Raw genomic sequence first — 13991 nt, 5'->3', positions numbered from 1 at the left:
GCGCTGACTATAAACCCAAAGGTTATTTTGATAGTGCTTGCAGACATACAGGTAAATTGTTATTAATTGGTCTTGCCAGTTCATGGGGGGGCCTAGAGAATTGGGAGGAGTCGTGTCTTTTCCAATAGTCTAGCCCAACTGTGAACTGGCTTCTATTCAGCTCTTAATTCACATTTAAGTAGATTCGATACCACTTGCGACAATCGGACTAAGTCGCCTTCAACGCATACAGACTCAGTCGGCAGACTTACGGAAAACTCATGTCGGCGAGTATTAATCAGCGGCTGACTCGTTTCAACCGCCCGCTGCACAATAGTTGATATATCAAGCGCTTCCTTCTTCAGCTCGATCTTGCCGCGACTGATGCGCGAAACATCCAGCAAGTCATCCACCAACCGAACCAGATGTTCAACCTGGCGGCTAATGACGTCGCTGCACCAAGCCAGCTGTGTTTCATCCAGACTAGACAACTTCATGATATGCACAGCATTACTGATCGGCGCCAGAGGGTTGCGTAGCTCGTGCGCCAGCATGGCGAGGAATTCATCCTTGCACCGGTCCGCCTCGCGCAAAGCCTTTTCAGCTTGTTTCCGCTCGCTGATATCAAGCACATGCACCACAAAGCCGCGCACCTGTCCTTCGGCGTTAAAATCCGGAGAGTAAGTCGCATGAATCCAGCGCGGACCATCCTCGATGTACTGCACCTCGAGCTCGAAATCAATTTGCTCACCAACCAAGACCTGCTTGACATAGGACTCGATAGCTTGCCAAGCCGCTTCGCCGAGAATCTCGCGCATATGGCGGCCACGAATCTGTTCCTCGCTAAGCCCGAACCATCGCTCGTAGTTTCTGTTGATGCGCAGGTAAAGGTGTTTTCAATGTTGCCGGCCTTTTCTATTTTCCGGGTTATGCTTGGATCGATACCGTCATTAATTTGTTTTCTGGCTGCGTCTCGTTTTTCTCTGGCATCCTTCAATGATGTTTCAGGATATACCCCCAAAGCTAAGGTCTTTTCTGTACCCCCAAATCGATACTTTAACCGGAAATACTTTGAACCGTTGGGATTAACCAATAGGAACATGCCTTTCTCATCAGCGAGTTTATAAGGCTTTTCTTTGGACTTGGCGTTCTTACAGGTGGTGTCTGAAAGTGGCATTGGGGGTATCTCGCTTGGTCTGGCTGAATATATCAATGCCGATGTGCTGCACGTTATGGCTATTGCGAACGTCCTTGATCCGGTTGCTCTGGAACTGGAAATTCTGCCCGTGATAGCTGTCGGTGCGCAGCACTCGCCACGCCTCGCCGGCAATGATCGGAATGCCCAACGCGGCCAAGCTGGCATTGTCTCGGGTGCGGCTCGGATCGTAACCCAGCGCCACCGGCTTATTGCCGAACGGCCGCGCGGCTTCCGGCTTGTAGTCCGACCATTGATCGACGTCCACGGTACAAGCCAACAGTTTCGACAGGTTGACAAAAGAACAACAACAAATCATCCACGCCCTTAACGGAGCCAACCAAGGCATCAGCGCAGCAGTAGAACAAGGCACCATCACGCCAATACAGATCTACTGCTTGCTAAACGCCCTCATCAACCAGCTAACCGAAACGCTGCACTAAGCGACACTAAGCCGGGAGCAATCCCGGCCCATCATTATCAAACCGGGCCAGTCCCGGTTTTTTTGTGCCCAACGATTAGCAACCATTACAGACAAATACAGGCCCTCTTCCACCACCGCCAGCCATCCCGCAAACCGATCCGACCGCCCCGATTTTCACTCCTCCTCGCCCGCGGTGTTTTTGCAAAAAAAATTTTTTTTGAAATAAGTTTTGAAATAAGAAATTCGCGCTGATGCGCAGAAATACTTGATGTTGAGCGAGTAGGAACTCGAATTTGAAATTACGCTTTTTGAATTTAAATGGCGGTTCTTGCAGATAATGTACCGCCAATTATCGCCAATTTTTACATTTAAAAAATATTTCTATTATAAAAATCAGTTATTTACATGGCGGAGAGAGAGGGATTCGAACCCTCGATACGTTGCCGTATACACACTTTCCAGGCGTGCGCCTTCGACCGCTCGGCCATCTCTCCTATTATCTTGTTTCTCATGATCTGTGAGAAGCCGGGTAGGATAATCGATATTGCATCCTAGTGCAACGCTCTTATCGATTACGAGCACATAGCCGGATGATATTATCGTAGAAATTGCTACTTTTGATTACCGCCTTCCTCGGCCAATGCTTCCAGCTCATCCCAGCGTTTATAGCCTTGCTCTAATGCTTCATCAATCTGCTTCAATTCATCCAAAGTCTTCGTAACGACAACTTGTTCTTTTTTATAGAACTCGGGCGCACTGATTTGCCGGTTTAATTCAGCTTGTTTGGCTTCCAATTCATCGATCAGTTCCGGCAATTTAGCCAATTCCTGTTGCTCTTTGAAACTTAACTTCTTCTTTGCAGACGTACGCACAGGAGCCGGTACAGCCGGTTTTTCTTGTTTTACAGCCTTCACAGCCTCCACCTGCTTAGCTTGCTTAACGTGATTCATCCAATCGGTATAACCGCCGACAAATTCATCAACCTCCCCCGATCCATCAAGTACGAACACGCTGGTTACCACATTATCCAGAAAAGCCCGGTCATGACTGACCAACAACAAGGTACCGTCAAACGCGACCAACTTTTCTTCGAGCAGCTCCAGAGTTTCCAAATCCAGATCGTTGGTCGGTTCGTCCATGACGATCAGGTTGGCAGGCTTGGTGAACAAGCGCGCCAGCAGCAAGCGGTTTTTTTCGCCTCCGGACAAGCTTTTTACCGGCGAACGCGCCCTGGCCGGAGCAAACAGGAAATCGCCCAGATACGACATTACATGCCGCTTGGTGCCGGCGATTTCGACAAAATCGTTGCCGTCGGCGATGGTGTCGCAGACGGTCATTTCCGGATCGAGCTGGTCGCGCAACTGGTCAAAATAGGCGATTTCGAGGCGCGTGCCCTGCTCTACTGAACCGCTAGTAGGCTCTAATTGCTTTAATAATAATTTTAATAGCGTCGATTTGCCGGCACCGTTCGCGCCGATCAGGCCGATTTTGTCACCACGCTGAACCAGTGTGGAAAAATGCTTAATAATCTGCCGGTCTTGATAAGCGAAACAGATGTCATTAACTTCGATCACTTTCTTGCCGGAGGCATCGCCGCGCTCCAGCGTCATTTTGCTGGTGCCTTGCGTATTGCGGCGCTGAGCACGTTCATTACGCAATTTTTCCAGCGCCCTGACCCGGCCCTCATTACGGGTACGCCTGGCTTTTATGCCCTGTCTGATCCAAACTTCTTCCTCAGCCAACTTCTTGTCGAATTCGGCATTCTGGTTAGCTTCGTCCTCCAGCGCTGCGGCTTTTCTGGTTAAAAAGTCGTCGTAATTACCCTGCCAGGACACCAGATTGCCTCGATCCAGGTCGATAATCCGGGTCGCCAGTTTCTGCAAGAACGAGCGATCGTGAGTTACAAATAATACCGCTCCCTGAAAATTCAGGATTTGTTCTTCCAGCCAAGTAATGCTTTCAAAGTCCAGATGGTTGGTCGGCTCGTCGAGCAACAACACTTCCGGCTCTATGACCAAGGCCCTGGCCAGCGCCACGCGCCGCTTCCAGCCGCCGGACAGGCCGCTGATTTTCAAATCGCCGGGCAAATCGAGTTTACTTAACGTGGTTTCGACTCGCTGTTGGAAATGCCAACCGTTATGCGCTTCGAGTTTGTGCTGTAAATCGCCCAGTTCGTTCAAGGCATTGCTGTCGTTGTAATCCATGGTTAACGACAAGGCGTGGTAGCGGGTAATCCACTCACCCAACTCGCCCAAGCCGCCGGCCACAGCATCGTAAATAGTTGCACCGTCCGGCAATTCCGGGGACTGTTCCAGCCATGCCAGCCTTAATCCCGGCTGACGCCAGATTTCGCCGTGATCGGGTTGAATATTACCGGCAATAATCTTCATTAAGGTTGATTTACCCTCGCCGTTGCGGCCTAACAAGCCTACTCGTTCCCCGGCATCCAACTGAAAGTCGGCATTGTTCAATAAAGCATGAGTTCCATAAGCAATGGAAACGTTAGACAATCGTAATAAGGGCATTTTAAAGTTCTTTATGTTGTAAATAGCGTCGTAATAAATCCAGCGCCAGTAACGCGGCCTGGTTTTGCTTGCGTTTGATAGGGCCTGCCACTGAATGAATCGCTTGATGAAATCCATCTCCGGCCAGCAGCACATTATATAGAATAATGGCTTGGTCTTTATCGTGAAATGTCTGAACGTCTCCGGCATAGAGCTGAACCAGCACAAAATCGGCATCGCCGGTTCTTTTTATCTCTTTTGCGGCGGCTTGCGCGGTTGCCTGCAAATTATCGGTATTTATCGTAATCCCCAGCTTTTGCCCGAGCTTTTGCAAAGATTGCTCATAGCGGGTTTCCAGCAACCACGGCAAACCTACACATTTCGCCGCCAACAAGCCCTGACTCGCAGTTTCGGCTACGGCCAGCGTGTATTTTCCGGCGGTCATCAGTTGATCCACTGTAAATACCAGATCGCCGCTTGCCTGCCCTAAACCGTCAACCGCAAACACATGATCGCCAAGCGCTGCCGCAATAGCGGATGCCAGCGAACTGATAGCGGCTTCAGGGTAATCGTATGGAAAAAATAATTTGGTTTGTACATCGTCCGGACTTGCCCGGAAGCCCAGCTGTACCTGGGCAGGAATTTCAATCGTACTGATGATTTCTTGAATAGCCGACTCCCCCATACCAAGGGTTTTAATCGCGATTAACTTGCCGGGCCTCAGTATGAAACGGCTTGCCAGTGCCGGCTGGACAAATTCCAAAAACAAATGCCGCATTTCCAAAGGCACGCCCGGCATAAAAGCAAACCAGCAGCGGCCGGCCTGCAAAGCGAAACCCGGCGCGGTCCCCCAGGCATTGTCGATACGCTCCGCACCTTTCGGAAACATGGCCTGCTTGCGGTTTGATTCGGGCATATTCCTATTCCTGAGCGTAAAAAAGCGCTTAATCTGTTCAAAAGCAAGCGCATCGAACTCCAACCGCAAATCGAATGCTTGAGCAACGGCCTCGGCAGTTAAATCGTCGCTGGTCGGCCCCAGCCCGCCGGTGCAAATGCAGCAATCGGCACGGACTGAAATTTCCCGCAGCAAGGCTACCAGATCCTCCAATTTGTCGCCCACGGCGGTATGACGGGTTACGTTAAAGCCCATCGCAACAACTCGTTCCGACAACCAGGCTGCATTAGTGTCGACGGTTTGTCCGGTAACGACTTCTTCGCCTTGCGAGAAAATCTCTAGCGTTGGATTCATGTTGAGGCCCGTCAGTTAAGGTTCATTAATATGTTATGCCAGAACGGCAACGCAATCAGGCTGATTGCCGTCGTCACTGTGACCGCCATCGCATACAGCGAGCTGTCCAACCGGTAGCGGTCACAGAAAACAATGCCCAACAACATGCTCGGCATCGACAAATCAAGCACTGCGGCCGCCCGATATTCGCTGCCAATAGACAGATAACCGACAAGAATCATTGCAAATAACGGCATCAGCGCCATTTTAATTAATATAACAGGGATCACATAGGGAACGTTGCGGGCAGTGACTGCTTGCCAGCTTAGCGCCAATCCTAAAGAAAACAGCATCAACGGCACTACACCCGCAGACAGCTTTTGCAACACGCCGATCAGCCATACCGGGGCAACCAGACCGTTAATATTCAGTATAACGGCAACAGCCGCAGCCCAGAATGGCGGTGCGTTGAAAAACAGCCATAACGATCTGGGCTTTTCCACGCTCTCTTCGCCGTAATGCCGCGCCACAACCACGCCGAGGGTAAACAATAACGGTGTGGCTGCAAACAAATCCATCTGTATTGCCACCGACCTGGCCCAACTGCCAAACGTTTGCTCTAAAACCGGCAAACCCAGATAAGTGACATTAGGAAATGCCGCCGCCAATATCATCGCCCCCATACGCCGATCTTCAAACTTAAATAACGCTCCCACTATCCAGAGACAAAACATTGCCAAAGCGATGCTACTCACGCCCAACAAGGTATATTGAAACGAATGCAAGCCGATATCCGCCGTCCAAAGGACTTCCAGCACCATGGCCGGCAGCAATAAGTAATAGACCACCGAGGTCAGCACCAACCGGGCTTGCTCGGCTGGCAAGCCCGCCGGTTTGGTAAAACGCCAAACTGCGCCGGACGCCATCAGTAAGGTCATTTGTATCAATGTTGAATTCATAATCGAGGTCTATTGTGGCAATAGTGAATTTTAACATTCACCGTTAAAACAAGTTCCGGTAATATATGCCGACTTATTATTCGGGAGCGTTTAAGTGCGTTTATTTTCAAGATATTGCCAACTTGGTGTTTTTTTATTAATAACCAGCCCTTTTGCAATCGCGGAAACCGATGTCGTCTCGGTGCAAGAAGCAGCAACCATGCGCGTTAAAAATCAGGCAGTTATTATCGATGTGCGTGAAAACAGCGACTGGAACGAACACCACATTCACGGCGCTATCCGCATACCGCTATCCCAACTTAGTGAACGGCTACCTGAACTTGAACCTTATAAAACCCGCCCGATTATCACCCAATGCGTAGCAGGCCTACGCTCCGCACAAGCGCAACTGGCATTGAAAGCGGCAGGATTTTCCAAAGTTTTTTTATTGAACGGCGGAATACAGGCTTGGCATCAACAAGGCTTCGTAACTGAATAAGCCGGCAACGATGGGCACAGCCCATGCGCTAGAATTTTTTATTTTTTACTTATCTCTACTATGTCTCAATCATTTATCTCAACCAAATCCATCCCTGTCCGCGAACGTTTAATTATGGCGTTGGATGTCCCCAGCATTCCCGAAGCGCAAGCTTTGGTGGAAGAACTCGGCGACTCGGTAATCTTTTACAAAGTTGGCATGGAATTGTTTATGTCGGGCGATTATTTCGGTTTTATTGAATGGTTAAAACAGCAAAATAAAAAGATCTTTGTCGACCTGAAGTTTTTTGATGTTCCCGCCACCGTAGGCAGGGCCATTAGAGCCTTGAGCAGCAAGGGCGTTGACCTTGCCACGATTCACGGCAACGATGCGATTATGGAAGCGGCCGCGAAGGAAAAAGGCGACCTTAAAGTCTTAGCCGTAACTGCGTTAACCAGCCTGGATCGCGGCGATCTTGACGACTTAGGCTTTGCCTGCGATGTTCGCGAACTGGTTTTATCCCGCGCCAAACGCGCCTTACAAATCGGCTGCGACGGTATTGTTTCGTCGGGCCTTGAAGTCGCGATGCTCAGAGAAGAGCTGGACCATAAACTGCTTGTTATCACCCCCGGCATCAGGCCTGTCGACAATCGGGAAGAAGACGATCAAAAACGCGTCGTTAGCGTAGAAATGGCTTTCCAGAACGGCGCCGATTATATCGTCGTCGGCAGACCTATCCGCGACGCTGAAAACAGCAAGGCGATGGCAGAGAAGATTCAGGGGCAGATTCTTGCGCAGTTCCAATAAGTTCGAAGCCGCTTTTACCTCTCTATTTATAATAATGCTCCGTGACTATGGAATTTGATCTCGCTTTTACCACCTCATACCTGGTCGCATTTACGATGGGTCTATTCAGCAGCATGCACTGTATCGGCATGTGCGGCTCCATCATAGGCACGTTAACTTTGAGTCTGAGCCCGGAAATACGAAACCAAAAAAACCGGCTATTTCCCTTTGTGCTCAATTACAACATTGGCCGCATCACCAGCTACACGGCGGCCGGCGCGTTAGCGGGGCTTATTGAAGCATTAATCGCTATGCCGATGGGCGAAATCACTGGGCATAGGTTGTTGCAATTATTGTCAGCCACCATCATGGCGGGGGCGGGGCTTTATATTGCAGGGTGGTTTCCCCGCTTTGCCTACATTGAAAAAATCGGCTTGCGCTTCTGGAAAATGATTGAACCTTTAGGCCGCAAACTGATCCCGGTTAAAAACTGCAGACAAGCTTATCTTTTCGGCATGGTATGGGGCTGGCTGCCGTGCGGTTTGGTTTATTCGGCTCTTGCCCTTGCTGCAACGGCGGATAGCATTAACCATAGCGCGCTGACTATGCTGTTTTTCGGATTGGGAACTTTACCAGCGGTCATGGGAGTCGGTATAATGACCGGCATTCTAACAAGGTTATCCAGAATGCAGCGCTTCAAGCAGGCAATAGGCTTATTCATGATTGTGCTTGCTGTACTGGCGGCCTTGCCCTGGCTCAATCCTATGGCCATCACAACACATAATATGGCACTACATTAAGAGGCATCTATGGATCATTTTAACGCGATCATTGGTCAATCTCCCGCTTTGGATTCGTTAATCCGTAGCGCCAAAATCGTTGCCGCTACCGATGTTACAGTATTGCTGAAAGGCGAGACAGGTACCGGTAAAGAAGTGCTCGCCACCGCGATCCAACAAGCCAGCACTCGTGCCAATAAGGCTTTTATCACCTTAAATTGCGCAGCATTACCTGAAAGCCTGATCGAATCGGAGTTGTTCGGTCATAAAAAAGGCTCTTTCACAGGTGCAACATCGGATAAGCAAGGTCTTTTTCAGGCTGCGGATGGCGGCACGCTATTCCTTGATGAGATTAATTCTTTACCGTTGTCGATTCAGGCAAAGTTATTGCGATTCCTTGAATCCGGCGAATGTCTTGCAGTCGGCGAAATCAAACCTTATAAAGTCGATGTCCGCGTTATTTCCGCAACAAACACCGACCTAAGCAAACAAATAGAAAGCGGCCAATTCAGGTCGGACTTGTATTTTCGCTTGAATGTCATACCTTTAGAGTTACCGCCATTGGCGCAACGCACTGAAGATATTGAATCGCTGATCAAGCATTTCCTAACCTTGTTTGAAAATACACACGCGCTGACTGCGCCAAAATTCAGCAAGCAAGCTTTAAAAACGCTTAAAGCTTACTCATGGCCGGGAAATATCCGTGAATTACGCAATTTATGCGAAAGGCTTAGTATTTTATTAGCCGGCAAAGTGATCGAACCGGAAAATCTTCCGCCTGAATTCACAACCAAATACACCAGCAATGCCTCTGCAACAACCGACTTTACTCTGCCCGAAAACGGTCTACAGTTGGATACGCTAGAAGCTGATTTAATATATCAAGCCTTGAATCGCACTAAAGGCAATCGCAGCAAATCCGCAAAACTATTGGGTATTTCTCGTGATACTTTGCTTTACCGCATGCAAAAGCACGGCTTTGCAAACTAACGTTCGACATCCATTGAGCGGTACATTATCGCTTTCATAGCGCCTAAATACCGCTAATTACATTAATGCTCCAACCTCAGCCTTCCAGCCTGCAATCATTCAATAACTGCTAAAAAAAATGATATGATTTCAGGCTCCACCACTATGCCTGCTGCGAACTTCGACAGAAAAAGGCGGTGTTAGGCCAACTATTCGGCAACGACAAACAAAGCATTGCTCATTCATACCGATTAGCCTGCTAATGCGCCCTATTTTCACATGCTGTGCTGCATTCTTGAGTTGCGCATTACGCGCTTCAAATCTTTAACCGTTTGAGCCAACCCGGAAAATACCGCCTGTGCGATAATCGAGTGGCCGATATTAAGCTCTACTATTTCCGGTATTGCACAGATTGCCTCTACATTATGAAAATTCAAACCATGCCCGGCATTCACTTGTAACCCGGCACTATGCGCATAAACAGCAGCTCTTCTGATCCGCGCCAACTCTTCGGCTTGCTGCCGGGGATTATCCGCATCGGCGTAACAGCCGGTATGCAATTCCACAACCGGCGCTCCGGCTTTTACTGCCGCATCAATTTGCAACTCATCCGGATCAATAAATAGGGACACCTCAACACCTGCCCCAGCCAATTTGTCGCACGCCCATTGCAGGCGCTGCAAGTTGCCGGCGACATCCAACCCACCTTCGGTAGTCAATTCCTCACGTTTTTCGGGCACCAAACAGCAAGCATAAGGCCGCACTTTCATCGCTATGCCGACCATTTCATCGGTTACGGCCATTTCCATATTCAACCGGGTATGGAGCATATCTTTTAATAGATAAATATCCCTGTCCTGAATATGCCGACGGTCTTCTCGCAAATGCGCGGTAATGCCGTCAGCACCGGCCTGCTCCGCAACCAATGCCGCCTGGATCGTTTCGGGATAAAGCGTACCTCTGGCTTGCCTCAAGGTAGCGACGTGATCGATATTCACGCCTAATAAAATGTCTTTTCTGTTCATTTTTCACGCTGGCCAGAGCTTGTAGCTCCGCCCACTCCGTTCGAGATTATTATGACTGGTTAAATGTTAGGATCGAGATTATAAATCCCGTTCGGCACTAGTGTGCTTTATGATTTCATTGATAACTGCCCGGCTTTTAAGCTGCTTGCCCTGCAGATATACATCAATGACCATACGCATCAGTATTTTCGCTTCGACTAATACTTGCGAATCGGTCAACTTCCTGGCGTTAAGCGCTTGCAAAGCCTTACCTGAAAACTGTCCATTCAAAGCCTCAACCGCGCCTTGACCGACATTAAAGTCATATTTTTTAAAAGACCCAATGGGATGATCATTAACATCGTATTCCAACGGCAAGCCATAACCCACAACCTGCAACAGATCAAGCTCAAATTCCCGTAATGCCGCTTCTATATTAGCCCCATCCGAGAGACGCGATAAACATCTACTGTAATAATCAAACACCTCAGGATGTGGATCATATTTGTGCAAAAAATATCCGATCAGCTCATTAACATAAAAACCGCAATACAACGCAAGCCCTTTTAGCTCACCAAGCGGCTGAATTATATCTCCAGGGACGGAGTGTATACCGTAAGCAGGCCGGGAACATGCGCGGTTATCTCCAGGGATCGGGCTGGCTGGCTGAAGCTCAACATCGGTCAGCGTTTTTAACTCTGCCTTGCCAAAGTAGGAAATGAGCAATGGAATAAACGGTTGCAGCAGTCCCGCTGTTTTTGACTTGGCCTTTCTAACACCTTTAGCCAATAGAGAAACCCGGCCGAAATCCCGGGTCAATACATCAATAATCAGGCTAGTTTCCCGGTATTTACGATGCTGCAAAATAAAAGCGGGTTGCAAATAAACTGCCGGTTCAGTCATTGAATCCCAAGCTTTGCAAGGCTCGCTCGCTATCCGACCAGCCTTTTTTAACTTTAACCCAAAGCTGCAGATAAACCTTCTGTCCGATTAGCTTTTCTATATCCAACCGGGCATCGGTGCCGACTTTCTTTAGCATATCACCGTCTTTGCCGATTACTATATTCTTCTGGGTCAATCGTTCCACCCAGATGATGGCATATATTTTAGTAATATGGGGCTTTTCTTCGTAACGCTCAATCTCTACCGTCAACGCATAAGGAAGTTCGGCACCCAAGCGCCTGGTTAACTTTTCCCTGACAATTTCAGCAGCCAGAAAGCGCTCGGACCTGTCGGTTACCTGATCCTCAGGATAGATTAAATCCCGTTCAGGCAATAACTGCATGATCAAGCTTTCCAACTCATCAAGATTAGTGCCTTTTAACGCGGAGATCGGTATTAAATGTTTAAACGGAAAACGATGTTGAGCTTCGTTAAAAAAAGTCAAAATCGCTTCCTTGTCGGCCACCTTATCAACTTTGTTAACAGCAAGGATCACCGGCAAACCTGCCTGTTTCAGTTTCTTGAAGATAGCCTCATCATACTCATGCCAAGACAAGCCGTCGATCAACCAGACGATCACGTCAACGCCCAATAAGGTTGTTTCAGCAGTCCGGTTTAAATAACGATTCAGCGCCCGCTTTTCACTGTTATGCATGCCCGGCGTATCCATGTAAATGGCCTGCCCTGCGTCAGTGGTGTTGATACCGAGAATTTGATGCCGGGTTGTTTGAGGCTTGCGCGAGGTAATGCTGATTTTCTGCTTCAGCAGATGATTCATCAATGTTGATTTGCCGACATTAGGTCGCCCGATCAGGGCGACAAAACCACAATTCATTTAGTGTCCTTATTTAACAATTCGAGCATAAGCTCCGCCGCCGACTGCTCGGCCTTTTTTCTGGAATTCCCAGTACCAATGCAAGACTCTGCTATTAATGAAGTCGTACACTTAACTTTAAAAGTTTGTTCATGCGCAAGGCCGGACATAGTTATCAAGGTATAATCCGGCAAATCCATTTTCTTGGATTGCATTAACTCCTGTAGCTGAGTTTTAGGATCTTTCTGCCAATTATCCAGAGATAGATTTTTCAGCTTCTCGGCAAATAAATACAAGACAATCCATTTCTGACAAGCGCTCATACCTTGATCGTTATATAACGCCCCTATAATTGCTTCCACCGCATCGGACAGAATGGAATCGCGACGGAAACCACCACTCTTCAACTCTCCCGAACCCAGCAATAAATAATCACCCAATTGATGCTTCCTGGCGAGATCTGCGAGCGAGCCTTGATTGACCAAGCTTGCTCTTAAACGGCTTAGAACACCTTCACAAGCATCGGGAAATAACTCATATAGCTTCTGGGCAATAACAAATCCCAAAATTGAATCACCCAAAAACTCCAACCGTTCGTTGTTGTTCGAACTTGCGCTCCGATGGGTTAAAGCCGTAATAAAAAGCTGGGGATTGTTAAACGCCAAACCCAGCTTTTTACATAGTTCTTCAGGCTTTTTTATCACTCTTCTCCTGCCTCAATAGTGTCATGAAACTCGGCCAATGCACTCAGATTACCGACCAATTTCACGACAGTTTCATATTCGATATCCACTTTTAAATAGTTGCCATGCTTAACAACTTTGATGTCATCTTGTTTGACATCGTAAACATAATTAATGTTAAAGCGCTTGTTTAAACTATCCCTGATTTCATATTCGCTTTTCGTTTCTAGTTCAGGAGTGGCTTTTAACGCCTCCAACGCACTCTTTACTTTACCGTGATCCAGGTAGATTGGAACTATCTTCAATGTCAGCAAAACGAAAAAACCGATGAGCCCTAAAACAAAAATGAGTGAAATCAGGGTCAAGCCCTGCTGACGCGTAGCCGATAAATTCATTTTTTTCTCCAAATGATTTACATAAAATCATAAGTATAGTTCAGTTATTTCAACACCGTACCAATACGGTCAAAGCCAACACCTTTGTGCTGCCAGTCCCAGCTCATCCAGATAAAAAAAGCTTTTCCAACCAGGTTTTCTTCAGGAACCGTACCCCAATAACGGCTATCGTTACTGTTATCGCGGTTATCCCCCATTACAAAGTAGCTGCCTTTCGGCACGATATAAACACCTTCAGCTGACGCCGCACCATTCCTGATCAAAATACTGTGCTCAACACCGGTCAAATCTTCCAACAAATGCTCATTCCCGGTCATATCCTCGCCTTGACCCACACCTTGATAGCGCCCTAAGGAAACTTGATTGATCGGAACCCCATTGATATGTAGTTTTTTATCGTAGTAAGCAACTCTGTCTCCCGGCAGGCCAATCACACGCTTGATGTAATCAACAGCCGGGTCTTTAGGATAGCGAAAAACGACAATATCCCCGCGCTTAGGCTCATTCAACTCAATGACTTTTTTATTGATAACCGGCAACCGTATTCCATAAGCAAATTTATTAACCAGAATAAAATCGCCTATCAGCAAGGTAGGCATCATTGACGCGGAAGGTATGCGGAAAGGTTCGGCTATAAATGAACGCAACAATAATACAATCAGCACCACCGGAAAAAAAGAATGGGCATACTCGACAAACCAAGGCTCTTTTTCTTCATCAAAAACCTCTCCCCTTGATTTAAGCACCAGCAAGTACCCGCCCCAAATGATACCGGTAACCAATGTGGCAACGACAAGAAAGAAGGAAAAATCATAGTCCATGTTTATATATTCGGGTGAAAGGTTTAAGGCAAAAAACGAAAGATAAAAGATA

Annotated in this window: 15 protein-coding genes, 1 tRNA gene and 1 pseudogene; 4 read left to right on the top strand and 13 right to left on the bottom strand. The window is 47.8% G+C overall.

The features are described 5' to 3' along the window. Positions 1-152: 152 nt before the first annotated feature. The 7 genes and pseudogenes from EKO24_RS22650 to EKO24_RS15765 form a co-directional block, all read right to left on the bottom strand. Positions 153-812 (bottom strand): sensor histidine kinase, encoded by a 660-nt coding sequence (locus EKO24_RS22650; protein ID WP_241674580.1) that lies wholly within the window; start codon positions 810-812, stop codon positions 153-155. A gap of 146 nt (positions 813-958) precedes the next feature. Beyond that, positions 959-1156 (bottom strand): annotated as a pseudogene (locus tag EKO24_RS15790) (Arm DNA-binding domain-containing protein); the annotation flags it as partial. Beyond that, positions 1131-1523, bottom strand: a complete 393-nt coding sequence (locus tag EKO24_RS15785) for a phage terminase large subunit family protein (RefSeq protein WP_161990610.1) — start codon at positions 1521-1523, stop codon at positions 1131-1133. The gene EKO24_RS15785 and the pseudogene EKO24_RS15790, both read right to left, overlap by 26 nt. A gap of 481 nt (positions 1524-2004) precedes the next feature. Next, positions 2005-2092, bottom strand: a tRNA-Ser gene (locus tag EKO24_RS15780). A 117-nt stretch (positions 2093-2209) separates the two neighbouring features. Beyond that, a complete protein-coding gene (locus EKO24_RS15775; RefSeq protein ID WP_127028344.1) occupies positions 2210-4123 on the bottom strand; it encodes an ATP-binding cassette domain-containing protein in 1914 nt (637 codons plus the stop codon). Between the two features lies 1 nt (position 4124). Then, the gene (locus tag EKO24_RS15770; RefSeq protein ID WP_127028345.1) at positions 4125-5351 is read right to left on the bottom strand and encodes a competence/damage-inducible protein A; all 1227 of its coding nucleotides are present in this window, start codon (positions 5349-5351) and stop codon (positions 4125-4127) included. Positions 5352-5362: 11 nt separating this feature from the next. Beyond that, a complete protein-coding gene (locus tag EKO24_RS15765) occupies positions 5363-6289 on the bottom strand; it encodes an AEC family transporter (protein WP_127028346.1) in 927 nt (308 codons plus the stop codon). A gap of 94 nt (positions 6290-6383) precedes the next feature. Here EKO24_RS15765 and EKO24_RS15760 point away from each other — a divergent pair, with 94 nt between their 5' ends. Genes EKO24_RS15760 through EKO24_RS15745 form a run of 4 tightly spaced genes read left to right on the top strand, consistent with a single transcriptional unit; the run spans position 6384 to position 9301 of the window. Further along, positions 6384-6767, top strand: a complete 384-nt coding sequence (locus tag EKO24_RS15760; RefSeq protein WP_127028347.1) for a rhodanese-like domain-containing protein — start codon at positions 6384-6386, stop codon at positions 6765-6767. A 60-nt stretch (positions 6768-6827) separates the two neighbouring features. Next, a complete protein-coding gene (pyrF, locus tag EKO24_RS15755; protein WP_127028348.1) occupies positions 6828-7553 on the top strand; it encodes an orotidine-5'-phosphate decarboxylase in 726 nt (241 codons plus the stop codon). A 47-nt stretch (positions 7554-7600) separates the two neighbouring features. Next, positions 7601-8332: a sulfite exporter TauE/SafE family protein gene (locus tag EKO24_RS15750; RefSeq protein WP_127028412.1), complete on the top strand. Its 732-nt coding sequence runs from the start codon at positions 7601-7603 to the stop codon at positions 8330-8332. A 9-nt stretch (positions 8333-8341) separates the two neighbouring features. Beyond that, positions 8342-9301 carry a sigma-54 interaction domain-containing protein gene (locus EKO24_RS15745; RefSeq protein WP_127028349.1) on the top strand — a complete coding sequence of 320 codons (960 nt, stop codon included), beginning with the start codon at positions 8342-8344 and terminating at the stop codon, positions 9299-9301. A 254-nt stretch (positions 9302-9555) separates the two neighbouring features. On the opposite strand, the gene pdxJ is transcribed toward EKO24_RS15745, so the two are convergent. From pdxJ to lepB, 6 genes are all read right to left on the bottom strand, one after another. After that, entirely contained in the window at positions 9556-10305 is a 750-nt protein-coding gene (gene pdxJ, locus EKO24_RS15740) for a pyridoxine 5'-phosphate synthase (RefSeq protein ID WP_127028350.1), read from the bottom strand. Positions 10306-10383: 78 nt separating this feature from the next. After that, positions 10384-11187 (bottom strand): DNA repair protein RecO, encoded by an 804-nt coding sequence (recO, locus tag EKO24_RS15735; RefSeq protein ID WP_127028351.1) that lies wholly within the window; start codon positions 11185-11187, stop codon positions 10384-10386. Then, on the bottom strand, positions 11180-12061 hold the full coding sequence (era, locus tag EKO24_RS15730; RefSeq protein ID WP_127028352.1) for a GTPase Era: 882 nt from the start codon (positions 12059-12061) through the stop codon (positions 11180-11182). The genes recO and era overlap by 8 nt, the downstream gene beginning before the upstream one ends. Then, the gene (rnc, locus tag EKO24_RS15725; protein WP_127028353.1) at positions 12058-12744 is read right to left on the bottom strand and encodes a ribonuclease III; all 687 of its coding nucleotides are present in this window, start codon (positions 12742-12744) and stop codon (positions 12058-12060) included. The genes era and rnc overlap by 4 nt, the downstream gene beginning before the upstream one ends. Then, positions 12741-13118, bottom strand: a complete 378-nt coding sequence (locus EKO24_RS15720) for a DUF4845 domain-containing protein (protein ID WP_127028354.1) — start codon at positions 13116-13118, stop codon at positions 12741-12743. Before EKO24_RS15720 ends, rnc begins: the two co-directional genes overlap by 4 nt. Before the next feature lie 44 nt (positions 13119-13162). Then, positions 13163-13939: a signal peptidase I gene (gene lepB, locus EKO24_RS15715; RefSeq protein ID WP_127028355.1), complete on the bottom strand. Its 777-nt coding sequence runs from the start codon at positions 13937-13939 to the stop codon at positions 13163-13165. Between the last annotated feature and the right edge of the window lie 52 nt (positions 13940-13991).

The sequence above is a fragment of the Candidatus Methylobacter oryzae genome (genome assembly GCF_003994235.2).
In the GTDB taxonomy this organism is placed as follows: Bacteria; Pseudomonadota; Gammaproteobacteria; order Methylococcales; family Methylomonadaceae; genus Methylobacter_A; species Methylobacter_A oryzae.
Note: the sequence above shows the minus strand (reverse complement) of the source record. Positions and strands in the feature narration are given on the sequence as shown.